22 protein-coding genes and 1 tRNA gene are annotated in these 23,344 nt (G+C 31.9%); 12 read left to right on the top strand and 11 right to left on the bottom strand.

Going from position 1 to position 23,344, the window contains the following annotated elements; genetic code table 11:
• Window positions 1-65: 65 nt before the first annotated feature.
• Window positions 66-833, bottom strand: a complete 768-nt coding sequence (locus RG22_RS04800) for a M48 family metalloprotease (protein ID WP_034041284.1) — start codon at window positions 831-833, stop codon at window positions 66-68.
• 174 nt (window positions 834-1,007) lie between these two features.
• Here RG22_RS04800 and RG22_RS04795 point away from each other — a divergent pair, with 174 nt between their 5' ends.
• Window positions 1,008-1,433 carry a GNAT family N-acetyltransferase gene (locus RG22_RS04795; protein WP_034041283.1) on the top strand — a complete coding sequence of 142 codons (426 nt, stop codon included), beginning with the start codon at window positions 1,008-1,010 and terminating at the stop codon, window positions 1,431-1,433.
• Window positions 1,434-1,484: 51 nt separating this feature from the next.
• Window positions 1,485-1,557: transfer RNA gene (locus RG22_RS04790), tRNA-Gly, on the top strand.
• Window positions 1,558-1,587: 30 nt separating this feature from the next.
• On the opposite strand, the gene pepE is transcribed toward RG22_RS04790, so the two are convergent.
• On the bottom strand, window positions 1,588-2,295 hold the full coding sequence (gene pepE / locus RG22_RS04785) for a dipeptidase PepE (protein ID WP_034041281.1): 708 nt from the start codon (window positions 2,293-2,295) through the stop codon (window positions 1,588-1,590).
• Window positions 2,296-2,461: 166 nt separating this feature from the next.
• Here pepE and RG22_RS17240 point away from each other — a divergent pair, with 166 nt between their 5' ends.
• From RG22_RS17240 to RG22_RS04760, 5 genes are all read left to right on the top strand, one after another.
• Window positions 2,462-3,223 carry a carboxypeptidase-like regulatory domain-containing protein gene (locus RG22_RS17240; RefSeq protein WP_052143640.1) on the top strand — a complete coding sequence of 254 codons (762 nt, stop codon included), beginning with the start codon at window positions 2,462-2,464 and terminating at the stop codon, window positions 3,221-3,223.
• Entirely contained in the window at window positions 3,210-4,010 is an 801-nt protein-coding gene (locus tag RG22_RS04775; protein WP_034041280.1) for a peptidase associated/transthyretin-like domain-containing protein, read from the top strand. Before RG22_RS17240 ends, RG22_RS04775 begins: the two co-directional genes overlap by 14 nt.
• 64 nt (window positions 4,011-4,074) lie before the next feature.
• A complete protein-coding gene (locus tag RG22_RS04770) occupies window positions 4,075-4,578 on the top strand; it encodes a DUF6702 family protein (protein WP_034041278.1) in 504 nt (167 codons plus the stop codon).
• Between the two features lie 114 nt (window positions 4,579-4,692).
• The gene (locus RG22_RS04765) at window positions 4,693-6,999 is read left to right on the top strand and encodes a M1 family metallopeptidase (protein ID WP_034041276.1); all 2,307 of its coding nucleotides are present in this window, start codon (window positions 4,693-4,695) and stop codon (window positions 6,997-6,999) included.
• Between the two features lie 72 nt (window positions 7,000-7,071).
• The gene (locus RG22_RS04760) at window positions 7,072-7,359 is read left to right on the top strand and encodes a Sec-independent protein translocase subunit TatA/TatB (protein ID WP_034041274.1); all 288 of its coding nucleotides are present in this window, start codon (window positions 7,072-7,074) and stop codon (window positions 7,357-7,359) included.
• Window positions 7,360-7,372: 13 nt separating this feature from the next.
• On the opposite strand, the gene hutI is transcribed toward RG22_RS04760, so the two are convergent.
• Genes hutI through hutH form a run of 3 tightly spaced genes read right to left on the bottom strand, consistent with a single transcriptional unit; the run spans window position 7,373 to window position 12,121 of the window.
• Window positions 7,373-8,620 carry an imidazolonepropionase gene (hutI, locus tag RG22_RS04755; protein ID WP_034041272.1) on the bottom strand — a complete coding sequence of 416 codons (1,248 nt, stop codon included), beginning with the start codon at window positions 8,618-8,620 and terminating at the stop codon, window positions 7,373-7,375.
• Window positions 8,620-10,617 carry a urocanate hydratase gene (locus RG22_RS04750; protein ID WP_034041270.1) on the bottom strand — a complete coding sequence of 666 codons (1,998 nt, stop codon included), beginning with the start codon at window positions 10,615-10,617 and terminating at the stop codon, window positions 8,620-8,622. Before RG22_RS04750 ends, hutI begins: the two co-directional genes overlap by 1 nt.
• 13 nt (window positions 10,618-10,630) lie before the next feature.
• Window positions 10,631-12,121, bottom strand: a complete 1,491-nt coding sequence (gene hutH, locus RG22_RS04745) for a histidine ammonia-lyase (RefSeq protein ID WP_034041268.1) — start codon at window positions 12,119-12,121, stop codon at window positions 10,631-10,633.
• Window positions 12,122-12,204: 83 nt separating this feature from the next.
• Here hutH and RG22_RS04740 point away from each other — a divergent pair, with 83 nt between their 5' ends.
• From RG22_RS04740 to era, 3 genes are all read left to right on the top strand, one after another.
• Window positions 12,205-13,086 (top strand): LysR family transcriptional regulator, encoded by an 882-nt coding sequence (locus RG22_RS04740; RefSeq protein WP_034041267.1) that lies wholly within the window; start codon window positions 12,205-12,207, stop codon window positions 13,084-13,086.
• Window positions 13,087-13,168: 82 nt separating this feature from the next.
• Window positions 13,169-13,912: an FKBP-type peptidyl-prolyl cis-trans isomerase gene (locus RG22_RS04735; protein WP_034041265.1), complete on the top strand. Its 744-nt coding sequence runs from the start codon at window positions 13,169-13,171 to the stop codon at window positions 13,910-13,912.
• 134 nt (window positions 13,913-14,046) lie between these two features.
• Complete coding sequence (era, locus tag RG22_RS04730) at window positions 14,047-14,928, top strand: GTPase Era (protein ID WP_034041263.1); 882 nt, start codon at window positions 14,047-14,049, stop codon at window positions 14,926-14,928.
• On the opposite strand, the gene RG22_RS04725 is transcribed toward era, so the two are convergent.
• Complete coding sequence (locus tag RG22_RS04725) at window positions 14,925-15,434, bottom strand: hypothetical protein (RefSeq protein ID WP_034041261.1); 510 nt, start codon at window positions 15,432-15,434, stop codon at window positions 14,925-14,927. The genes era and RG22_RS04725 overlap by 4 nt on opposite strands.
• Before the next feature lie 164 nt (window positions 15,435-15,598).
• Here RG22_RS04725 and der point away from each other — a divergent pair, with 164 nt between their 5' ends.
• Window positions 15,599-16,903 carry a ribosome biogenesis GTPase Der gene (der, locus tag RG22_RS04720; RefSeq protein WP_034041259.1) on the top strand — a complete coding sequence of 435 codons (1,305 nt, stop codon included), beginning with the start codon at window positions 15,599-15,601 and terminating at the stop codon, window positions 16,901-16,903.
• A 160-nt stretch (window positions 16,904-17,063) separates the two neighbouring features.
• The gene (locus RG22_RS04715) at window positions 17,064-19,841 is read left to right on the top strand and encodes an outer membrane beta-barrel protein (RefSeq protein ID WP_034041257.1); all 2,778 of its coding nucleotides are present in this window, start codon (window positions 17,064-17,066) and stop codon (window positions 19,839-19,841) included.
• 60 nt (window positions 19,842-19,901) lie between these two features.
• On the opposite strand, the gene RG22_RS04710 is transcribed toward RG22_RS04715, so the two are convergent.
• The 5 genes from RG22_RS04710 to RG22_RS04690 all read right to left on the bottom strand — a co-directional run bounded on the left by RG22_RS04710 (window position 19,902) and on the right by RG22_RS04690 (window position 23,146).
• Window positions 19,902-20,750, bottom strand: a complete 849-nt coding sequence (locus tag RG22_RS04710; protein WP_034041255.1) for a TPM domain-containing protein — start codon at window positions 20,748-20,750, stop codon at window positions 19,902-19,904.
• Window positions 20,751-20,757: 7 nt separating this feature from the next.
• The gene (locus tag RG22_RS04705; RefSeq protein WP_034041253.1) at window positions 20,758-21,195 is read right to left on the bottom strand and encodes a TPM domain-containing protein; all 438 of its coding nucleotides are present in this window, start codon (window positions 21,193-21,195) and stop codon (window positions 20,758-20,760) included.
• Complete coding sequence (locus RG22_RS04700) at window positions 21,195-21,782, bottom strand: LemA family protein (protein WP_034041251.1); 588 nt, start codon at window positions 21,780-21,782, stop codon at window positions 21,195-21,197. The genes RG22_RS04705 and RG22_RS04700 overlap by 1 nt, the downstream gene beginning before the upstream one ends.
• 63 nt (window positions 21,783-21,845) lie before the next feature.
• Window positions 21,846-22,175 (bottom strand): MerR family transcriptional regulator, encoded by a 330-nt coding sequence (locus RG22_RS04695; RefSeq protein ID WP_034041249.1) that lies wholly within the window; start codon window positions 22,173-22,175, stop codon window positions 21,846-21,848.
• A complete protein-coding gene (locus RG22_RS04690) occupies window positions 22,175-23,146 on the bottom strand; it encodes a M23 family metallopeptidase (RefSeq protein ID WP_034041247.1) in 972 nt (323 codons plus the stop codon). Before RG22_RS04690 ends, RG22_RS04695 begins: the two co-directional genes overlap by 1 nt.
• Window positions 23,147-23,344: the final 198 nt, after the last annotated feature.

Raw genomic sequence — 23,344 nt, 5'->3', positions numbered from 1 at the left:
TTATTCATATAACAATTATTTAGAGCTAGTCACTCGAAAAAGCCTTGTTTTTAACAAGGCTTTTTTTATTGATTTTTATATTTTTCTATAGATTCTTGAATTTTTTCAATTCTATTGTCAGGATCTGGGTGTGAGCTCTGAAATTCTGGCACACGATTAGAGCCAGCAGCATCTTTTAAAATTTCCATAACGCCAATCATTTCTTGTGGGTTATAGCCAGAATTTAGCATAAATAAAACACCAAGATCATCACTTTCCAATTCGTCTCCACGACCATTTTTTAATAAAGTTTGTTGTCCAATGCCACTTACTAATCCTCCCATGTCTGCCCCAACCGAAGCACCTGTAGTTACGGTTTGCCAAAAGTCGCTTTCTGCAATACGTTCAGCAGAATGACGACCTAAAACATGACCAATTTCATGCCCTAAAACACCAGCCAATTGATCTTCATTTTCTAATTTAGAAAATAAAGCATAGGTTATAAAAATTTGTCCACCAGGAAGTGCAAATGCATTTATTATATTCTCATCTGCTAACAAATGAAACTCATACTTGTATGGTGTATCTTTTGCCATACTATTATTAACAAGTTTATTTCCCACTTGGTCCACTAGTGCTTGATATTGGTTGTTCGAATGTAATCCACCATGTTGTTGAGCCATTTGTGGCGCATGTTGTAACCCAATTGCTATTTCTTGATCCGAAGTCATATTAATAGTTTGTACGCGACCTGTATAGTCATTCTTTTCTTTGCTATTACATTTTTGAATAAATGCAAAAGCCACTATAGCCAAACCAATTAATAATCTAACTTTAAAATTTCTACTTCTCATCGATATAAATTTATGATACTAAAATTACAAAAAAATGACTTTATATGAATAATCTGTTTTATTTGAATTTGTAAACATAATGGTTGGACACATTTTTTAGGTTTTTGTCACTCTTTATAATGATATTTTATTTAATAATTAGAAAATAATTATCTTCACTTAAAAAAGTATTTCATGTCTTTTCATTTTAAAATTATTGATAAAAAAAATATAAATTCTGTGATACCTTTAGTTCAAAAACTAAATGGTAGTAAAGTGTCTGATGCCGTTTTAAAACAGCGTTTTTCAGAAATGATAACTCAAAACTATGAATGTGCAGTTATATATGATGACGAAAAGTTAATCGGTGTTTGTGGATTATGGTTTTGTACGAGACATTACTCTGGAAAAAGTGTAGAGCCTGATCATGTTTTTATTGATGATGATTATCGCGGACGAGGTTTAGGAAAGCAATTCTTTTGTTGGATTTATAATTACGTAAAAGCTAAAGGGTTTGAATCCATGGAGTTAAATACTTATGTTGCAAATTCTGCGTCTCATAAATTTTATTTTAATGAGGGCTTTAAAATTTTGGGGTATCATTTTTTAAAAAAGCTTTGATTTTTTTTGCGTCAGAAGAGAGAGTTTATATATATTTGTAGCTCGATTAATGCGGGAGTAGCTCAGTTGGTAGAGCGTCAGCCTTCCAAGCTGAATGTCGCCAGTTCGAACCTGGTCTCCCGCTCTTTAAGCTTCGTAGAAATATGGGGCTTTTTTATTTTAAATGATTTAATTGCGTTCCAGATTCTACTTCGTAAGGTGTTTTATTACATTCAAAAATACGAGCGGTTAAATCACCACTTAAAACTATCGAGTTGTATTTAACACGCAGCCAGCTACCTTCACGTAAACCAATTACAGGCAGTGTATTGTAGCTATGAAATTCTTTAATTCTTGTTTCTCTAGTTTCTCCCATATGTTTGCTTTTAGTATCAGGATCTAAATAATGTGGATTAATATTAAAAGGCACCAACCCTAAAGTATTAAAACTAGGCGGATAAACTATGGGCATATCGTTAGATGTTTTTATGGTAAGTCCACAAATATTACTACCAGCACTTGTGCCCAAATATGGTGTGCCATTTGTAACGGTTTCTTTTAAAACAGTAATTAAATCATTTTTATATAACTGGTTTACTAATACAAACGTATTGCCACCACCAGTAAAAATAGCTTCCGCATTTTTAACAGCTTCAAAAGGGTTTTTATAAGTATGAATACCAACTACCTTTTTATCAATTTTGGAAAATGCTAAGGCTGCTTTTTCAGTATATTCGTCATGCGATATTCCGCCAGGTCTAGCGTATGGAATAAATAAAATCGTTTTTGCTTCTTTAAATAAGCTTGCCAATTCATCTAAAATATACTCTAAATATCTACTTCCGTGTAGGGTAGAAGTACTAGCAATAATAAGGTTTTTCATAATGTTTTGTATATTAGGTAAAAGTAACCAAAAGCACGTTTTAACAAAAGTTTAAACTGGTTTTTCATTTTGTTTAAGATTTGAAATGCTTTCTTTATAGAATAAATCAAACGTATTGAAACAATTAGGACTTCTTTTTATATTATTTTTTTTATGTGATTCGTTAATGAGTCAGAATGTTGAACGCGTTGAAGTTAGCGGAATTATTTTAGCAGAGAATAGCGATGTGGAAAACATAACGGTTTACAACACATCGTGTAATAAAGGCACCATTACAAATGGTAAAGGTGAGTTTACAATTAAAGTAGCTTTAAACGATATTATTGAAATATCTGCGCTACAGTTTCAAATGGTTTCTGTTATTGTTGATGCCGAAGTTATTCAGTCAAAACAACTAAAAATACAGTTAATAGAACAGGTTAATCAATTGGATGCCGTTTTACTTTCATCTGGGCTTTCTGGAAATATTAAAACCGATATATCAAACGTAAAAACCGTAAAATCGATAGTTATTGATATGGGTAGTATGAATATAGACTTTGAATATAATGATGATAAAGCTTTTGATAACTCGATTGTGGATAATCACTTAACATCAATATTAGACCCAGAAGCACGTAACTATTTACCAGATGTTGGAAAAATACTTAAGTTATTATTCAAGAAAAACCCATTACGTATTCAAAAAAAACTTTTTAGAGAACAAGTAGTAGAAAAGAAGCCTATAGAATTACTAGATGTTTATTCTAACAATAAGCTTAATCAGGCTTTTAATATACCTCTAGATAAGATCGAGCAGTTTTTAGCATTTATTGATGAAAACGGAATGAATTTTGATCTTTTAAAAGATGAAAACGAAGTATATTTAACAGACTTTTTAATTAAACAAAGTAAAGAATTTTTGAAATTAGAAGATGCAAAACATTAAGTACTTTACTTTTTTTATCCTATTACTTAATTTTCAAATAGTAGTATCTCAATCTGTCGAAATTTACGGAAAAGTAGAAAGTAGTGCTGGTGTTGAAAATATACATGTAATAAACAAAACGGCACAAGTTTTTACAACTACAAATAAAATAGGTGAGTTTGAAATTACGGCAAAATTAAACGATACTTTAATGTTTTCGTCTATTCAGCATATTCCAAAACTTATTGTAGTTAATGATAATACAATTCTAATTAGGAAACTAACAGTTAAACTAGAAGAACAAATAAATATGCTTGATGAGGTTTTAGTTGGCAAAGTGTTAACAGGAGATTTATTGTCAGATATTGAGAATGTTGAAGGCGATCCGCCTATTAATTTTTTCGATGTTGGTATTCCTGGGTACACAGGTAAAATTGCAACACAAAGTGAAAGGCGATTACATGAGGCTGGAGAGTTTAAACCAAAAATGCTTTTAGGGCTTTTAACAGGAGGAATGCCATTAAATCCTATATTAAATGGAATTTCAGGAAGAACAAAAGAGCTTAAAAATCGTGTTGAAATAGAAGCGAAAGAAGCACTAATGAAAAGTATAAAAGTACGATTAGGGAGAGATTTTTTAATTTCAAATCCATTAGAAGAAGATCAGGTTGCAGATTTTTTTTATTTCTGTTCAGATGATGAAAACTTTATTAAGTATTGTAAAGACCAAACAGATTTTGAAATTTTAATTTTTTTAAGAATGAAGTATCAACAGTATAAAGAAAACAAAACCGTAATGAAAGATTAATACTTTCTGGAATGCTTTTTGAAACTAGCAACCTAAAATAATTACTTTAGCAAAAAATATAATTATGAGGTTTTCAAAGTCTTTTTTATTCTTTTTAATAATTCCACTATTTGCATTTACATTGGCACATAAATATTATGTAAGTGTTACTCAGATAAATTATATAAAAGAGAAAGAATCAGTACAAATTACATCAAGAATTTTTATTGATGATTTCGAAAATTTATTACGAAAGCGTTATAATGAAAACATAACATTAGCAGATAAAAACGAACTAAAAACTGTAGATACTTATATAGAGCGGTATTTAATTGAAAAAATTAAAATTAAAATAAATAATAAAGACGCTAAGTTTAATTTTATAGGTAAAGAATACGATGCCGATATTATGCGCTGTTACTTGGAAATAGAAGGTGTAAAAGCAATCAATTCCATTCAAATTACAAACCAGTTATTGTTTGACTTATTCGAAGAACAACAAAATATTGTTAAAACAAAAATCAACTCCAAACAGAAGAGCTATTTATTTACTCTTCAAAATGATAATGCTTTGTTAAACTTTAATTAAAATAAAGTTAATACTCTTTAAAATTTGCTATTTTCGAGCGATTTTTACGATAAAAGCCTCCTTTTTGTCTAAAAAAATACAATTCTTTAAATTAAAAATGTTATAAAATTGAAAATGAAAAAAATCACCTATTATCTTCTGTCTGTAGTGTTTGTATCTACAAGTGTTTTTGCTCAAAATCAAGACCAGCAAGAACGAAAAAAAGGACACGCAAATACTAATAAATTTAAGCAATTGTATGATGAGTTCTCAACGCCAAATATGTACAGAGCAGCATCGGGAGCTCCAGGCGTAGCTTATTATCAGCAACAAGCCGATTATAAAATGGATCTTGTTTTAGATGATAAAAATGCTAAATTATCTGGTTTTGAAACTATTACTTATACTAATAATTCTCCAGATGTTTTAAAATATCTTTGGGTACAACTAGATCAAAACCAACGCGCCAAAGATTCTAAATCACCTTTAATAGAAACTAGTGGTGTAACACCAGTGTTAACGCCTTCACAGTTTACTTCTGCTTACATGAAAAAATCTTTAGAAAGAGGTTTTAATATTGAAGAAGTTAAAGGTGTTGATGGTAAACCTTTAAAGCACATGATTAATAGAACCATGATGCGTATAGAATTGCCAAAAGCTATGAAATCTGGTGATAAATTTTCATTTTCAATTAAATGGTGGTATAATATTAATGACCACGTTGTTGAAGACGGACGGTCGGGTTATGAGTATTTTCCAAAAGATGGAAATAGAGCCTATGTTATTGCACAGTTTTTTCCTAGAATGGCAGTTTATAGCGATGTAGAAGGTTGGCAAAATTCGCAATTTTGGGGACGTGATGAGTTCGCCTTACCATTTGGAGATTATGAGGTAAATATTACAGTACCAGCAGACCATGTTTTAGATGCCACAGGAAAGCTTTTAAACAGAAAAGAAGTATTTTCTAAGACGATGATGGAGCGTTATGAGCAAGCAAAAAAGTCGTATAACGAACCTGTAATTATTGTAAATCAAGCTGAGGCTGAAGCTGCAGAAAAAGGTTTTTCAAATCAAACTAAAACTTGGAAATTTAAAGCAGAAAACGTACGTGACTATGGTTTTGCAACATCAAGAAAATTTATTTGGGATATGATGACTGTTAAAATTGGTGGTAAAGATGTTATGGCAGTATCTATGTATCCTAAAGAAGGGAACCCATTATGGGAAGAATGGTCTACTAAAGCCGTTGCTAGTACCTTAAAGTCCTACTCAAGAATGACGTTTGACTATCCGTATCATAAAGCCATTTCTGTACATGCAAAAAGTCAAGGAATGGAATATCCAATGATTTGTTGGAATTATGGTAGACCAGATGAAGAAGGTAATTATAGCGATCGCGTTAAATATGGAATGATGAGTGTTATTATTCATGAAGTTGGTCATAACTTTTTCCCAATGATTGTAAATAGTGATGAGCGCCAATGGACATGGATGGACGAAGGTCTTAATACCTTTTTACAATATGTAGCAGAACAAGATTTTGGAGCGTGGTATCCAGATGCTTTATCAAAAGCCCATAAAGAATATCCATCACGTCGTGGTCCAGCAGCAAACATTGTAAATTATATGGGTGGCAATCAAGACTATATTGCACCAATTATGACTAAAGGACTTAATACTTATCAATTTGGAAATAATGCTTATGGTAAACCAGCAACAGCTTTAAATGTTTTAAGAGAAACTGTAATGGGTCATGAGCTATTCGATTATGCATTTAAAGAATACTCGCAACGTTGGATGTTTAAACATCCAACACCTGAAGATTTCTTTAGAACGATGGAAGATGCTTCGGCATTCGATTTAGATTGGTTCTGGAGAGGTTGGTTTTATACTACCGATTGGGTTGATATAGGGTTGAAAGAAGTTAAAAAATACTATGTTTCATCAGAGCCAAATGCTTACATGAAAAAGCTTATGAAAGAAAGAGGTATTAGTGAAAATCAATTAAGGCCATTAGTTTATATGGTTGAAGAAGGTAGTGAAGAGTTTAAAGAGGATATGAAAAATGGAACTCCAAACGAGAACTCAATACCTCTTAAAGAGTATATTATGGACAATTTTACTCCTGATGAACAAAAAAACATAAAAGCACCTAAATATTTTTATAATATTACATTTGAAAAACCAGGTGGTTTAGTAATGCCGATTATTGTGCAGTATAATTATGCAGATGGTACTTCGAAAACCGAAACCTATCCAGCTCAAATTTGGAGATTTAACGATAATGAAGTTAGTAAAGCAATTGCTTCAGAAAAAGAGATTGTAAGTATTAAAATAGACCCGAATTTAGAGACAGCAGATATTGATACCTCTAACAATTCATGGCCTAAAGAAGTAGGGAAAAGTCAGTTCGACCAATTTAAAGATAAAGTAAAAGGATAAATATTAAAAAAAAGCCAACTTTTAATAGTTGGCTTTTTTTTATTCTAACAAAACACTCACTATATTTGTAATGTGATATATCAACCTACATTTTTGTTTATAAGTGGTGGAGAAATAGCTTTTATACTATTTATTGCTATCATGGTTTTTGGTGCCGATAAGCTACCAGAAATAGCTCGTGGTTTAGGTAAAGGTATGCGTACACTTAAAGATGCTACCAACGATATTAAACACGAAATCACTAAAACAGCCGAGAAAAACGGCATAGATACAAGTATTACTACCGACGTAAAAAAAGAACTTGATAAAGTGAAAGACGATATAGAAGACTTTACAGGTTCGGTAAAACGTAAATTTTAGTCTTTTTTGTTAACTAGTGTTTGTTTGTAATTTGTTCTCCTTTTAAGTATACTTTTTCTATTTGATGGTTTCCAAATGAATAAGGTATAAATCCGTAAGAATTAATAGGTTTTGTAAGAGTGAGATTAGCCAGTTTTCCTTTGGTAATCGAGCCAACTTGTTGTTCTAATCCCATGGCATAAGCACCATTAATAGTAGCTGCATTAATGGCTTCTTCTGGTGTCATTTTCATTTTGATACATGCGGTAGATATTACAAAATTCATATTACCAGATGGAGTCGACCCAGGGTTGTAATCGGTTGCTAAAGCTAGTGGTAAACCGGCATCAATTATTCTTCTAGCTGGAGTGTAAGGAATACTTAAAAAATAGGAGCAGCTTGGTAAAGCCACAGGCATAGTTAATGTGTTTTGAAGCGCAGCAATATCTTCATCTCGCATTTCCTCTAAATGATCTACAGATAGTGCATTATATTTTACGCCAACTTGAACGCCACCAATAGCGGTAAATTGATTGACGTGTATTTTAGGAATTAGCCCATGTTTTTTTCCTGCTTCTAAAATGAGTTTGGTGTCTTCAACTGAAAAATATCCTGTTTCGCAAAAAATATCAACAAATTCTGCGAGATTTTCTGAAGCAATTTTTGGCATTACTTCTTGAATTAGCATATTAAGGTAGCCCGCTTTATTGTTTTTATAGCTTAAAGGTAGGGCGTGTGCGCCTAAAAAAGTGGCTTTTATTTCAATAGGATAATTTTCTTTTAAGCGTTTAATTACACGAAGCATTTTCAATTCGGCATCAGCAGTTAATCCGTAACCCGATTTAATTTCAACAGCTCCAGTGCCTAACTGAATAATTTCTTCTAAACGGGTTTTGCTTTGGTTGTATAAATCATTTTCAGATGTTTCTTGAAGTTTTTTAGCTGAGTTTAAAATACCTCCCCCATTATTTGCTATAGCTTCATAAGATAATCCATTAATTCTATCAACAAATTCACCTTCTCTATTACCTGCATAAACAATATGGGTATGTGAGTCGCACCACGACGGTAAAATCATTTTTCCTGTTGCATCAACTACCTTGTCAAATTCTGAATTCGGACAATTATCCATATTTCCAAAATTAGAAATCACTCCGTTTTCAACCACTAAAAAGGCATCCTTAATGCTTGGTAAAGTTTTCATTGCTGAACCTGAAACAAAGTTAATTTGCTCTTCACGAACTTGAATAAGTTCTTTTATATTTTTAAATAAAGTAGTCATTAAAATAAGTTGTTTAATAAGTCATCTTCAACTAAATTAGGAAGTGTGACTTTTAAGTTAGGTGTTCGTTCCATTTCTCGTTTTATTGCGAATAAAGCTTCTTTGTTTCGTGCCCAACTTCTGCGTGCAATTCCATTATTTACATCGTAAAAGAGCATACTTTTTAAACGTGTTTCAGCTTCTTTTGTGCCATCTAGTAACATGCCAAAACCACCATTAATAACTTCGCCCCAACCAACGCCACCGCCGTTATGTATAGACACCCAAGTAGCACCTCTAAAACTGTCGCCTATAACATTGTGTATTGCCATATCTGCGGTGAATTTACTACCATCATAAATATTGGAAGTTTCTCTATACGGAGAATCTGTTCCGCTTACATCATGGTGATCACGTCCTAAAACAACGAGTCCAATCTCACCTTTTGCTATAGCATTATTAAAAGCTTCAGCTATTTTAGCACGTCCTTCTGCATCTGCATATAAAATACGTGCTTGAGAACCGACTATCATCTTGTTTTTTTTCGCTTCTTTAATCCAAGTGATGTTGTCTTGCATTTGCAATTGAATTTCTTCAGGAGAATGTTCCATAATGTCTTGTAAAACCTTAGCTGCAATAGCATCAGTTTTATCTAAATCTTCTGATTTTCCTGAAGTGCAAACCCAACGGAAAGGCCCAAAACCATAATCAAAACACATAGGCCCCAAAATATCTTGAACGTAAGATGCATATTTAAAATCAATACCATTTCCTGCCATAACGTCTGCTCCAGCTCTAGATGATTCTAATAAAAATGCATTGCCATAATCGAAAAAATATGTGCCTTTTGCTGTATGTTTATTTATCGAAGCTGCATGACGACGCAATGTAGCTTGTACTTTTTCTTTAAATGTTTCGGGTTCTTCACGAATTAATCGGTTTGATTCTTCATAAGAAATATTAGCAGGATAATAGCCACCTGTCCATGGAATATGTAACGAGGTTTGATCGGATCCAACGTGAATGAAAATATCATCTTCATCAAAACGTTCCCAAACATCAACTACATTTCCAATAAAAGCTATTGATACCACTTCGTTATTTTCTTGTGCCCGTTTTACTCTGGTAACTAAATCATTCATATCATCAATCAGCACATCAACCCAACCTTGTTCGTGTCGTTTGGTTGCTGCTTTTGCGTTAACTTCGGCGCAAACTGTAATGCAACCAGCAATGTTTCCAGCTTTTGGTTGTGCGCCACTCATGCCACCCAATCCAGCAGTTAAAAATATTTTTCCAGCGGGTGTTTCATATTTTTGTAAAATTTTCCTAAAAGCATTCATAACAGTAATGGTTGTTCCGTGTACAATGCCCTGCGGACCAATATACATAAATGAACCTGCCGTCATTTGTCCGTATTGCGAAACGCCTAGTGCATTAAACTTTTCCCAATCGTCAGGTTGCGAATAGTTTGGAATTACCATACCATTAGTTACTACAACTCTTGGGGCATTCTTTGAAGAAGGAAATAAACCCATAGGGTGACCAGAATATAGGTGTAAAGTTTGCTCATCAGTCATGGTTGCTAAATATTGCATAACCAAAAGGTATTGTGCCCAATTTTGAAACACAGCACCGTTGCCCCCATACGTAATTAATTCTTCGGGGTGTTGTGCCACAGCAGGATCTAGGTTGTTTTGAATCATTAGCATAATTGCCGCTGCTTGTGTACATTTTGCTGGATATTCAACTATATCTCTTGCATATATTTTGTAGTTTGGTTTAAAGCGGTACATGTAAATACGACCAAAATCTTGTAATTCTTGGGCAAATTCTAAAGCTAATTCTTCGTGCCATTTTTTAGGAAAGTAGCGTAAAGCATTACGAATAGCAAGTTGTTTTTCGCCTTTAGATAAAATATCTTTTCGTTTTGGTGCTCTATTGGTATTTTTTGGATAGGCGCGTTTTACTGGTAATTCAGTTGGAATACCTTGTAATATGTGTTCTTTAAAAGTCATAATTTAGAATGTATTAATGTACAATAAAAACTTGATTTTTCACCATTGTTATTAAGGTGTTGATGTCGTCTTTTAAAACACGATCATCTTCTAGTTTAGTAACTTTACTTCTTATAATTTTGAAATTTTCTTCAATTATTTTTGAAAATGTATTCGGTCTTCTAAACTCCATAGCTTGCGCCGCATACATTAATTCAATAGCTAAAATCTTTTCAACATTTCCTAAAATCTGATTAAATTGGCGTCCGGATATGCTGCCCATAGACACATGATCTTCTTGTCCTAAAGATGTTGGAATACTATCTGCCGATGGTGGAAAACACAACGATTTATTCTCGGTTACCAATGCTGCTGTAGTATATTGCGGAATCATATAACCTGAGTTTAAACCACCAGCTTTGGTTAATAAACGCGGTAATCCGTATTTGCCTTCTAATAATAAATAGCACCGTCGGTCTGCAATATTGCCTAATTCTGAAGCTGCAATAGAAGTGTAATCTAAAGCCATGGCCAATGGTTGTCCATGAAAATTTCCTCCAGAAATGGCTTCAGTTTCACTTAATACAATAGGATTGTCGGTTACCGAATTCATTTCAATTTCTGCCAATTCATTCAAATGATAATAGGCATTTCTTGAAGCACCGTGAACCTGTGGCATGCAGCGAATAGAATACGGGTCTTGCACACGACTGCATTCAAAATGATTTTCGAGGTTTTGTGAATCTTTCAATAACATTCTTATGCGTTCGGCGACTTTTAAATTACCTTTAAACGGACGAATTTTATGCAAGGCTTCTTTAAATGGCGACGCACTGCCTTGAAAACCTTCTAAACTCATAACACCAGAAACATCTGCTAAATTAAGTAGATATTCCATTTTTTTTAATCCGATAATGGTGTGTGCTAAAATAAATTGTGTACCATTAATAAGCCCTAAACCTTCTTTAGCTTCTAATTTCATCGGTTTTAGATTGTGTTGTTCTAAAACTTTTTTTGCAGGTTCGATGGCATCATCAATCCAAAATTCGCCTTCACCTAATAAAGGTAAAAATAAATGAGATAAGGGTGCTAAATCTCCCGAGGCTCCTACCGAGCCTTGTTCTGGGACTATAGGTAACAAATCGTTTTCAATAAAATATAAAATGCGTTCAATCAATTCTAAACGCACTCCAGAAAATCCTTGGCATAACGCATGCACTTTGCAAATCATCATGATTTTTGATAGTTCTTTATCAATCGGATTTCCAACACCAACCGCATGGGTGATTAATAAGTTTTCTTGCAGTTTACTGGTTTGCTCGGGTGTAATTTGAACATCGCACAAAGGACCAAAACCTGTATTAATGCCATAAACCGCTTTGTTAGAACTGGCTATGGTTTCAACTTTTTGTCGACAATCGTTTACTTTATTTTTAACTTCTTCAGTAATTACAGCTTTTAAAGTACCGTTTGCAATGGTAATAGCTTTATTAACTGTAAGATGCTCTATTCCGTATTTAAACATATTTTTTGTGTAATGGATATATTAACAAAGTTATTCTTATTTTTGATGCTTATTAAGATTAATAATGCAAATAATTAATAATCATGAAGCATCAATTGGAGTTAAGGCATCTTAAATATTTTATTGCTGTTGCCGAAGATTTGCATTTTCGAAAAGCAGCAGAACGCTTGTTTATTTCGCAACCTGGATTGAGTAGACAAATAAAACAAATGGAAGACGATTTGGGAATTAAATTGTTTGAACGGCACAATAGAAAAGTGGAATTAACAAAAGTAGGACATTATTTGAAAGCAGAAATCACACAACATTTAAAGGGTTTAGACCGCATTTTTAACCAAGCTAAATTGTTGAATGATGGCATTGGTGGCGATTTAAAATTTGGCTATGTTGGGTCTGCAATGCAAAATATTATACCGAATTTATTACTAAAATTTAGAAAAGAAAACCCCAACGCACACTTTAGTTTAAAAGAATTGGACAATCAAAAACAAATAGAGAATTTACTATCTCACGATATTGATATTGGCTTTGTACGGTTAGAACGCGTGCCAAGAGATTTACAAATAAAACCCATTTTAAAAGAAAATTTTTGTTTGGTGTTGCCTGAAAATCACCCAATAAATGTTAGTAATTTTAAAAGCCTTAAGCAATTCGAAAATGATCCTTTTATATTATTTGATTCTAAATATAGTGCATCTTATTTCGAAAAAGTGATGCAAATTTTTGATGACAATGGCTTTACTCCAATTATTGCACACAATACCATTCATGCAAGTTCTATATATAAACTGGTTGAAAATAATTTCGGTATTTCTATTGTTCCAAAATCGCTTCAAACTCAAAATATAAAAGGGATCAAGTTTATAGAACTCAAAAATATTTCACAAAAAACTGTATTATCTGTAGTTTGGAATAGAAAGAATAGAAATCCTATTTTGGAAAAGTTTTTAGCTCATATTATTTAAAAGCTAAAGGAGCAAACTTGCTTTGTATACTGTTATAAAATTCCATACTTTTGGCATCAAATTAAAAATAAACTATAAAAGAATGAAAACAATTAAACTTTTAAGTATTGCTTTAGTAGCAACCATGTTATTTTCTTGTAATAAAAATGGAGTAACTAATATGCCATTAAATACTCAAGTCGATTCAGTAAATTATGCCATAGGTTTAAATATAGCTGCTGGTTTAAAAGCAAATATAAAGGGAAGTAAATTTGATGAGGTTAATATTGATTTTATCAAGCAAGGATTTACTAGTGGAATAGATTCTACAAATATTTTAATTGAAGAGGATAAAATTCAGAAAATTTTAAGTGATTATTTTACTAAGAAGCAACAAGAAGATCAAGAAAAACAAAAAGCGGAACAATTAAAAAAACTTGAAGAGCAGTATAATGATGTTAAAGTTGCTGGTGAAAACTTTTTAGAAGAAAACAAAACAAAAGAAGGTGTGCAAACTACAGCTTCAGGTTTACAATACATTGTTTTAAAAGAAGGAACTGGAGAAAAGCCAGAAGCGGCTTCTAAAGTAAAAGTACATTATCATGGAACTAATATCGATGGTGAAGTTTTTGATAGTTCAGTAGATAGAGGTACTCCATCTGAATTTTTAGTAAACCAAGTTATTAAAGGATGGACAGAAGGTTTACAATTAATGCCTGTAGGCTCAAAATATAAATTCTTTATTCCACAAGAATTGTCTTATGGTGCTTTTCCACGTCAAGGAGGTAAAATTAAACCATTTGATGCTTTAATTTTTGAGGTTGAATTATTAGAAATAGTTAAGTAGTTTACTTAAAACTTACTTAATATATAATTTAAACAGGAAGCCTAGCTTCCTGTTTTTTTTGTTTTAAAAGGATAGAATAGTGCAATAAACAAATCAAGATTGTAACTTTGCATAGTTCTAAAAACAAAGAATCTATGAGCCATAAAGCAGGTTTTGTAAATATTATTGGTAACCCAAACGTGGGAAAATCTACATTGATGAATGCCTTTGTTGGTGAGAAGTTATCAATAATCACATCAAAAGCACAAACTACGCGTCACCGTATTTTAGGTATTGTAAACGGCGACGATTTTCAAGTGTTATTTAGCGATACGCCAGGGATTATAAAACCAGCTTACGAGTTACAGCAATCCATGATGGGTTTTGTTAAATCTGCTTTTGAAGATGCTGATGTTTTACTTTATATGGTTGAGATTGGTGAGCAAGAGTTAAAAGATGAAGCTTTTTTTAATAAAATTAAAAATTCTAAAATCCCAGTTTTATTACTGTTAAATAAGATTGATAAATCAGATCAACAACAATTAGAAACTCAAGTGCAACTTTGGACAGAAAAAGTACCCAATGCTGAAATTATCGCTATTTCTGCTTTAGAAGGTTTTAATGTAAAAGAAGTATTTAATCGTATTATAGAATTGCTTCCAGAATCGCCAGCATTTTATCCAAAAGATCAATTAACAGATAAACCAGAGCGATTTTTTATAAATGAAAGCATTCGCGAAAAAATTCTAATGCATTATAAAAAGGAAATTCCATATGCTGTAGAAATTGAAACCGAGGAGTTTTTTGAAGAAGAAAATATTATTCGTATTCGTTCGGTAATTATGGTAGAACGTGAGACTCAAAAAGGGATTATTATTGGGCATAAAGGCTCTGCTTTAAAACGTGTTGGTGTTGAATCCAGAAAAGATTTAGAGAAATTCTTTGGTAAGCAAATTCATTTAGAACTTTATGTTAAAGTGAATAAAAATTGGCGCAGTAATCAAAACCAATTAAAACGTTTTGGCTATAATAATTAGCAATTAGTATCATTACCTTTTAAAACACTATTCATAAAATTATGTAAATCGTGTATTTCATTTTTACTCGATGCTTTACCAACACTTCCTGCAAAATAGAGTGCAAACCAAATAATTATCATTAAAAACATGAGGCTTAACTGTATAGCGTAATCGTTTTTCAAAGACCAATTGGTGTAAGCCCAAATACCAAAAGCAATAAAAAACCCAGCGACTATAAAATGAAAGAACATGAACATTGTCCAAACTGTTGGATTGGGTCCAAATAAACCATGAAGCGTACTAGAATTGTTTTCAGATTCATTTATTTCTAAATGCAATTGAGGTGACCAAAAATGTTGTTTCTCTTTAGGAAATTTAATGAATACATGGTCGTCTAATCTACTAATAATAAATTCACTTTGGGTGTTTTTAGCATCCTCAAAAGCTTTTAATAACATTTCGTTATTTTTATTTAACTCCATCTTAAATCTCGGACGCAAAACAATATCGTTAGTAGCTGGCATGCCTCATTTTTTAACCACAGAAAAGTAACATTTTTTATTCAAATTATAAATCGTTTTTAATCTTTACTTAAAAAGAGTGTTGCAATGGGTATATTTCCTATTTTTGCAAAATATTTCAAAAGAGATATAAAATTCAGTCTTAGACTGTTATAGAAGTAATAAGTATGAGTAATATAGTAGCTATAGTAGGTCGTCCAAATGTAGGCAAGTCAACATTTTTTAACCGTTTAATACAACGACGAGAAGCCATTGTTGATGCCGTAAGTGGTGTAACCCGAGATCGTCATTATGGCAAAAGTGATTGGAATGGTAAAGAGTTTTCTCTTATAGATACTGGTGGTTATGTGTTAGGTAGCGATGATGTTTTTGAAGCCGAAATTGATAAGCAAGTGGAGTTAGCTATTGATGAGGCCGATGCTATTATTTTTATGGTTGATGTAGAATCTGGTGTTACCGGAATGGATGAAGATGTTGCTAAATTATTACGTAAGGTTAATAAACCTGTTTTTTTAGTTGTAAATAAAGTTGATAATGGTAAGCGTGCCGAAGATGCTGTTGAGTTTTATTCATTAGGATTGGGTGAGTATTATACCATTGCAAGTATTAATGGTAGTGGTACTGGTGAACTTTTAGACGCTTTAATTGAAGCATTACCAGAAAAAGAAGAAGTAGAAGAAGAGATCTTACCAAGGTTTGCAGTTGTTGGTCGCCCAAATGCAGGGAAATCATCATTTATAAATGCGTTAATTGGAGAAGATAGGTATATCGTTACCGATATTGCAGGAACCACACGCGATGCTATTGATACAAAATATAATCGCTTTGGTTTCGAGTTTAACTTAGTTGATACAGCCGGAATACGTCGTAAAGCTAAGGTTAAAGAAGATTTAGAATTTTATTCTGTTATGCGAAGTGTGCGAGCTATCGAGCATGCCGATGTATGCTTACTGGTTATGGATGCTACACGAGGATTTGACGGACAAGTACAAAATATTTTTTGGTTAGCTGAGCGTAATAGAAAAGGCATTGTTGTTTTAGTGAATAAATGGGATTTAGTTGAAAAAGACCATAAATCTATGAAAGATTACGAAAAAGCCATTAGAAAACAAATGGAACCTTTTACAGATGTGCCAATTGTTTTTATTTCGGTACTTACTAAACAGCGTATTTTTAAAGCTATTGAAACTGCTGTTGAGGTTTATAAAAATCGAACTAAAAGAATAAAAACAAGTCAGTTAAATGATATACTGTTACCTATTATAGAAAATTATCCACCACCGGCATATAAAGCAAAGTTTGTAAAGATTAAATATATTATGCAATTGCCAACACCACAACCGCAATTTGCTTTTTTCTGCAATCTACCACAGTATGTAAAAGATGCCTACAAACGTTTTCTTGAAAATAAATTACGTGAACATTTCGATTTTAATGGTGTTCCTATTAGCGTTTACATGAGAAAAAAATAACATTTTCTTACATAAGTTTAAGATTTATTTATGATAAGTCATACTTAAAGTTAGTTACTTTCGTTAAATATTTTGTGTCATTTAATACTAAACTTAATTACTGTTGTTTTGGTATAAATTTTGACGCAAATCAAGCTATTTATCATCAATCAATCATTTAATGAAGTACTTTTTTTTAATTTTATTGTGTTCGTACACGGTGTTTTCTTTTTCACAATCTCAATCATTTAAAATATCAGGAATTGTTAAAGGAGATTTAAATAAAATGCTATTAGAATCTGCAACAGTATATTTAGAGCGCGCAAAAGATAGTACTCTAGTTACTTATACGATTTCTGATGAAAAAGGTGATTTTATTTTAGAAGGAAAAACATATGATAAAGAATTAAATCTTTTAATTTCATATGTTGGTTATAAAACATTTAAGAAATCCATCCTTATAAATAAAGAAGACATTAATCTAGGACCTATTAATATGTTAATAGATGATAATGCTTTAGATGCAGTAATAGTTAAATCTAGAGCGCCAATAACCATTAAAAAAGACACTTTAGAGTTTAATGTAAAATCTTTTAAAACAAAAAAAGATGCAAATGTTGAAGATTTATTAAAACAATTACCAGGAGTTGAGGTTGACGAAACAGGTAAAATAACTGTAAATGGTAAAGAAGTAAACAAAATTTTGGTAAACGGTAAGCCGTTTTTTGGCAACGACCCAACCATTACAACCAAAAACTTAACTAAAGACATTATAGAAAAAGTACAGATAACAGACACTAAATCTAAAGCTGATGCTTTTGCAGGAAAAGAAAGTGATGGTGAAAATAAAACCATTAATTTAACCATTAAAAAAGAAAACAATAAGGGTGCTTTTGGTCGTTTAGCAGCCGGTGCAGGAACAGACGAGCGCTACGAATTTGCTGGGATGTTTAATTATTTTGATAATGACAGACGTATAAGTGTTTTATCTGGAGGCAACAATATTAACTCTTCTGGATTTAGCTTTGGTGAGATTAGAAAAATGTTTGGAGGCGGAAACAGTATGAGATTTAATGGTGATGGCTCTTTTGCAATTGATGGGCGTTCTTTTGGTGGTGGGCAAGGTATAACAACCTCAAGAACGTCTGGTATAAATTATGCTGATAAAATTGGAGAAAAAACAGATGTTTCTGGTAGTTATTTTTTCTCTGGAAGTCAATCTGAAAACAAGTCATCAACAGAACGAGAAAATATTTTATCAGACACTAGATATTTTACCGATTCTAATTCCAATTCATCAAACTCTACTGATAGCCACAGAGCCAATACTGAGTTAGAATTCAAAATAGATTCAACGTTATATATAAACATTCGTCCTTCATTTAACTATATAAAGAGTGAAAATATATCATTAAGAGATGAAGCTTCCAGCGATATAGATAGAGTTTTAATAAACGAATCTACATCTTCATCTTATGTTGAAAACACAGCTAAAAATTTTAGTAATAATCTTAGTTTAACAAAACGTTTTGGAAGTAAAGGATCATTTTTTAAGCTCTTTTTTAATAACCGAAATAATATTACCGAAACGGACGATTTCCTCGATTCTGAAACTAATATTTTTGGTGCAACACCAAACGATATTATAAGGAGACAATTTACTGATGGTGAAAATCAATCTAGTGATATTTCAACAGGAATTACTTATAGACAACCTATTAAGGGTAAAGAGCTATCTCTTGATTTTAACTATTCTTATAATAAAAATAAGCAAGAAAATATAAGAAGCACTTTTGATTTTGACACCAGCAAACAAGACTATAATACCTTTAACAAAGACTTAAGTACTAACTTTAAATATATTGATGACAATAGTACATTTGGTTTGGGGTTATCATACAGAAAAGATAAATTGTCTACCAATGTTGAAGCTGATTATATTTTAAGAACCTTAGAAAATTATGATTTTTTAAGGCCAGATTTAAGTATAAAAAGAAATTTTAATAATTTACAACTCTCATCAAGAGTAAGATACCGTTTTAGTCCAAAATCATCGTTTAGAATTGGTTACAGACTTAGAAATACCACACCAAGTTTATCGCAGTTACAACCTTTTCAAGATGTGTCTAACCCTTTAAATACAGTTGTGGGTAACCCTAATTTAAAAACAGGAAGCAACCATAGAGTTTATGCAAATTTTAATGCTTTCGATTTTACTAAAGGCACAGGGTTTTATGGTTATTTGAGTAGTAGTTTTAGCAATAATCAAGTCGTTAGAAAATCGATAATAGATGACAATTTAATAAGAAAAACAACTTATGAAAACGTAAGCGGAAATTATAACATTAACTCTAATTTATTTTACAATAAAAAGATTAAGGTAGATTCTATAACAACAATTAAATTTGGTTTAGGAGCTTCGTTAGGGTTAAGTAAGAACATTAATTTTAATAATGATGTAAAGTATAGTAGTAAGGTGCGAAATATAGGGCCTAGTTTTAATATGGAATTTAATATTAAAGATGTTTTAGAGATTCGTCCAAGATATAATTTGTCATTTACAAAAAACGTTTATGATATTAATACTTTTGAAGATAGAACATTTGTGTATCATAGATTAAATATAGGTACTGCTTTTTATTTGCCTAAAAATTTTGAATGGCGAAATGATATAAACTATAATTACAATCCAAATATCGCAGATGGTTTTCAAAAAAGTGCTTGGTTTTGGAATGCTACTTTAGCTTATTCGTTTATGAAGGATAATGCTACTTTAACACTAAAGGCATATGATTTATTAAACCAAAATACAAATGCAAGACGAATAGCAACAGAAAACTATATTCAAGATTCTCAAAGTACGGTTTTGCAACGTTATTTTATGCTTAGTTTTAGTTGGAAATTTAATAGTTTAGGTAAAAAAGGAGAAGTACAGGATAGAGGGTTTCATAGATTTTAAAATTGATTAGTTGTGTTTTGAGTTTTTTAAGGCGCAACTTTTTTATTAAATAGAGTAACACTACCAACCACCAGATGCGCCGCCGCCGCTAAAACCGCCGCCGCCGAAGCCTCCACCAAATCCGCCACCGCTGCTACTTCCACCAGAAGACCAGCCGCCACCAAAACCTCCAGAGTTTCGTCTGTAACTTCCGCGTCCAGAATTACTTAAAATAATGGCTTCAAGAATATCAATGCCGTTAGATCTATTGCCTCTATTACCACCATTACCTCCATTTCTTCTGTTTTTAGAAATAGAAATTAGAATAATGATAAATATGAAAAGTAGAATAAAAATAAATCCAATTGGAAACTCGTTATTTGATGATTTTCGAGTACCCTGATATTCACCATTTAAAACTTCAAAAATAGATTCTATACCTTTATTTAAACCTCCGTAATAATCATTTTGCTTAAAATAAGGTATGATGTCGCGCTCAATAATACGTTTAGATAGGGCATCTGTTAAAAGATATTCTATGCCTTCTCCAGTACTTATACCTATTTTTCTATCATCTTTAGCAAGAATTATTAAGATACCATTATCTTCTTTTTCCTGTCCAATACCCCATTTTTCACCCCATTGAGCTCCAAGAAAATTGATGTTTTCGCCTTTAGTTGAACTGATAATTGTTAAAACGATTTGAGTTGAAGTGGTATCAGAATATTTTATAAGTTTTTTTTCTAAGCTGTTTTTTTGTGATGCTGAAAGCAAGTTAATGTAATCGTAAATACTAGTTTGAAATTTTGGTTTATCAGGAATATCAAACTGAGCAAAAGAAAAACTAAATGCAAAAACGATTAAAAGCAAACTTGTAAAAAGTGTCCTTTTTTTTATGAATGATTTAATAGTTAATATTAAGTATTGCATGTTAAACTTAGCCTTTAGAAATATCGTTTGAAAGTTCGTTAGTGTCTAAATTTGAATAGGGGAAATACGTTTTAAGTTGTTCTCCAGATTTTTGAATGCCTTCAACAAGACCTTGTTTGAAATTTCCTGACTTAAAATAAGATTGTATAATATCTTTAGTGCTATCCCAAAAGCTGTTTGGCACTACGTTGTTTATACCAATATCACCATAAATAACAAAGTTTTTATCCTTGATAGCTACATAAATTAATACAGCATTTTGCAGTTTGGTGTTGTCCATTTTTAAAGTATGGAAAACTTCCAAAGCACGATTTGTTGCATCGCCATTTGCCGTTTTTTCAATATGAACTTTTATTTCGCCAGATGTATTTAATTCAGCTAACCTTATAGCTTCAACAATATCGCGTTCTTCACTAGCGGTTAAAAAAGCCTCAATCTCAGACATTAAAATTCTACTTTTGGAGCGTTTTCACTACCTGAAGCACTTTTAAATCTTGCCATTTCTTCGAAACCAAATAGGCTAGCTAATAGTTTTCCAGGGAATTTTGTAGTGTAAATATCGTATTTATTAACAGCATCATTAAAACGATCTCTTGTTACGTTAACCCTATTTTCGGTACCTTCAAGTTGCGATTGTAATTCTAAAAAACTTTTATCTGCTTTTAAATCTGGATAACGTTCTACTGTTAGCAATAATTTGGATAAAGCTCCACTCAATCCCTGTTGTGCTTGTTGAAACTGAGCCATTTTTTCTGGGGTTAAATCGCCAGCATTTATAGTGGTTTTTGTCGCTTCAGAGCGGGCTTTAATAACACCTTCTAAAGTCTCTTTTTCATGTGCTGCATAACCTTTTACAGTAGCAACTAAGTTTGGAATTAAATCGGCACGACGTTGGTATGCACTCTCAACTTTTGACCAAGCTGTTTTGGCATCAGCCTCATATTCTACAGCCGTATTATTAAATCCTTTAGCCCAAGAATAGATGCCTATAGCAATTATAGCTATAATAATCCATGGTAAAAATTTCTTCATAGTAGTAGTGTTTTAGTTGTTTTTTAATGTTATAATATATAAGTTGAATAAAACCTTAAAATGTTACAAATGATTTTTAATTTTTATCAATTGATTTTTTACATCTTCTAGTTTGCTTATAATTTCAAAATTAGTTAAGGTTTCTTTTTTGCCTTCTTTTAAATGAATTTTAGCACCTTCTAAAGTAAAACCCCGTTCTTTTACGAGGTGATAAATGAGTTTTAAATTTTTAACGTCTTCAGGCGTAAATTTACGATTGCCTTTGGCGTTCTTTTTTGGTTTAAGTGCATCAAACTCTTTCTCCCAAAAACGAATTAGTGAGGTGTTTACATCAAAAGCTTTGGCTACTTCGCCAATACCGTAATATCTTTTTTCTGGTAAATCTATATGCATTAATCTAATGATTGATTTTCTAACGATGCGTGTTCTAATAATTTGCTAAATTCTTCGGCGGTTAAACTACCGTAATAAAAGTTTATAGGGTTAATACGTGTACCATCTTTGAATATTTCGTAATGTAAATGTGGTGCTTCAGAACGACCAGTACTACCAACAAAACCTATTAAATCACCACGCTTAACTTTTTGGTTTCTTTTTACATTATATTTATACAAATGCGCATATAAGCTTACGTAACCAAAACCATGGTCTATTCTAATATGTTTACCATAACCACTCGATCCAGCATCGGCACGTTTTACAATTCCATCGCCAGTAGCATAAACAGGTGTGCCTCTAGGGGCTGTAAAATCCATGCCCCAATGCATTTTTCTGACTTTGGTAAAAGGATCGGATCGCATACCATAACCAGAAGCCATACGTGTTAGGTCTTCGTTACTAACAGGTTGTATGGCAGGAATTGCTGTTAAAAGTTTTTCTTTTTCTTCAGCTAAAACGGTAATTTCATCTAGAGATTTAGATTGCACTACAATTTGTTTTTGTAGAATATCTAAACGTTTATTACTTTCTATAATTAATTTGGAATTATCAAAACCTTCCAAATCTTTATAACGATTAATACCACCAAAGCCTGCTCTACGTTGCTCATCTGGTATAGGATTTGCTTCAAAATAAACACGATATATATTATTATCTCTATCGGCTACGTTTGCAAGAACTGCTTCAGCTTCATCCATTTTTTTGTTCAATAACTCAAACTGTAACTGTGCGTTTTGTAGCTCTCTTTTTAAAGCTTTTTCTTTAGGTGATTCAATGTATAAATTGGCTATAAAAAAAAGGATAAATGAAAACAAAAAAGAGGCTAAAAGAAAAACAGAAATAAATGCAAATGTTTTTCTTTTTTTACGCTCAATTTTCCGATAGGAAAGCGAATCAGAATCGTAATAATATTTTACCTTACTCATTGTTTAAATTATACTATTTTTGCAATTGAAAAAGCAACATAAGAGGTTGAATTTAATATGCAAACGAACAAACCTACAAAAAAATTATCTTATGTTTTATAATATTATTTCAATAGTAGGTTCATGCTGTCCTAAATTTAAAATAAATTTGCAGTATAAATATAAAAATTGTTTCGCATTAAGAGTAATTTAACAGAA

It is taken from the genome of Wocania ichthyoenteri Th78, assembly GCF_000789235.1.
GTDB classification, from domain to species: Bacteria; Bacteroidota; Bacteroidia; order Flavobacteriales; family Flavobacteriaceae; genus Wocania_A; species Wocania_A ichthyoenteri.
The sequence above is the reverse complement of the archived record's forward strand: the minus strand, read 5'-3'. Positions and strand labels throughout refer to the sequence as shown.

Excerpts from the sequence above, each read along its gene's own strand:
- RG22_RS04800 (WP_034041284.1), bottom strand. The coding sequence starts at position 833 with ATGAGAAGTAGAAATTTTAAAGTTAGATTATTAATTGGTTTGGCTATA.
- RG22_RS04795 (WP_034041283.1), top strand. The coding sequence starts at position 1,008 with ATGTCTTTTCATTTTAAAATTATTGATAAAAAAAATATAAATTCTGTG.
- pepE (WP_034041281.1), bottom strand. The coding sequence starts at position 2,295 with ATGAAAAACCTTATTATTGCTAGTACTTCTACCCTACACGGAAGTAGA.
- RG22_RS17240 (WP_052143640.1), top strand. The coding sequence starts at position 2,462 with ATGAGTCAGAATGTTGAACGCGTTGAAGTTAGCGGAATTATTTTAGCA.
- RG22_RS04775 (WP_034041280.1), top strand. The coding sequence starts at position 3,210 with ATGCAAAACATTAAGTACTTTACTTTTTTTATCCTATTACTTAATTTT.
- RG22_RS04770 (WP_034041278.1), top strand. The coding sequence starts at position 4,075 with ATGAGGTTTTCAAAGTCTTTTTTATTCTTTTTAATAATTCCACTATTT.
- RG22_RS04765 (WP_034041276.1), top strand. The coding sequence starts at position 4,693 with ATGAAAAAAATCACCTATTATCTTCTGTCTGTAGTGTTTGTATCTACA.
- hutI (WP_034041272.1), bottom strand. The coding sequence starts at position 8,620 with ATGACTACTTTATTTAAAAATATAAAAGAACTTATTCAAGTTCGTGAA.
- RG22_RS04750 (WP_034041270.1), bottom strand. The coding sequence starts at position 10,617 with ATGACTTTTAAAGAACACATATTACAAGGTATTCCAACTGAATTACCA.
- hutH (WP_034041268.1), bottom strand. The coding sequence starts at position 12,121 with ATGTTTAAATACGGAATAGAGCATCTTACAGTTAATAAAGCTATTACC.
- RG22_RS04740 (WP_034041267.1), top strand. The coding sequence starts at position 12,205 with ATGAAGCATCAATTGGAGTTAAGGCATCTTAAATATTTTATTGCTGTT.
- RG22_RS04735 (WP_034041265.1), top strand. The coding sequence starts at position 13,169 with ATGAAAACAATTAAACTTTTAAGTATTGCTTTAGTAGCAACCATGTTA.
- era (WP_034041263.1), top strand. The coding sequence starts at position 14,047 with ATGAGCCATAAAGCAGGTTTTGTAAATATTATTGGTAACCCAAACGTG.
- RG22_RS04725 (WP_034041261.1), bottom strand. The coding sequence starts at position 15,434 with ATGCCAGCTACTAACGATATTGTTTTGCGTCCGAGATTTAAGATGGAG.
- der (WP_034041259.1), top strand. The coding sequence starts at position 15,599 with ATGAGTAATATAGTAGCTATAGTAGGTCGTCCAAATGTAGGCAAGTCA.
- RG22_RS04715 (WP_034041257.1), top strand. The coding sequence starts at position 17,064 with ATGAAGTACTTTTTTTTAATTTTATTGTGTTCGTACACGGTGTTTTCT.
- RG22_RS04710 (WP_034041255.1), bottom strand. The coding sequence starts at position 20,750 with ATGCAATACTTAATATTAACTATTAAATCATTCATAAAAAAAAGGACA.
- RG22_RS04705 (WP_034041253.1), bottom strand. The coding sequence starts at position 21,195 with ATGTCTGAGATTGAGGCTTTTTTAACCGCTAGTGAAGAACGCGATATT.
- RG22_RS04700 (WP_034041251.1), bottom strand. The coding sequence starts at position 21,782 with ATGAAGAAATTTTTACCATGGATTATTATAGCTATAATTGCTATAGGC.
- RG22_RS04695 (WP_034041249.1), bottom strand. The coding sequence starts at position 22,175 with ATGCATATAGATTTACCAGAAAAAAGATATTACGGTATTGGCGAAGTA.
- RG22_RS04690 (WP_034041247.1), bottom strand. The coding sequence starts at position 23,146 with ATGAGTAAGGTAAAATATTATTACGATTCTGATTCGCTTTCCTATCGG.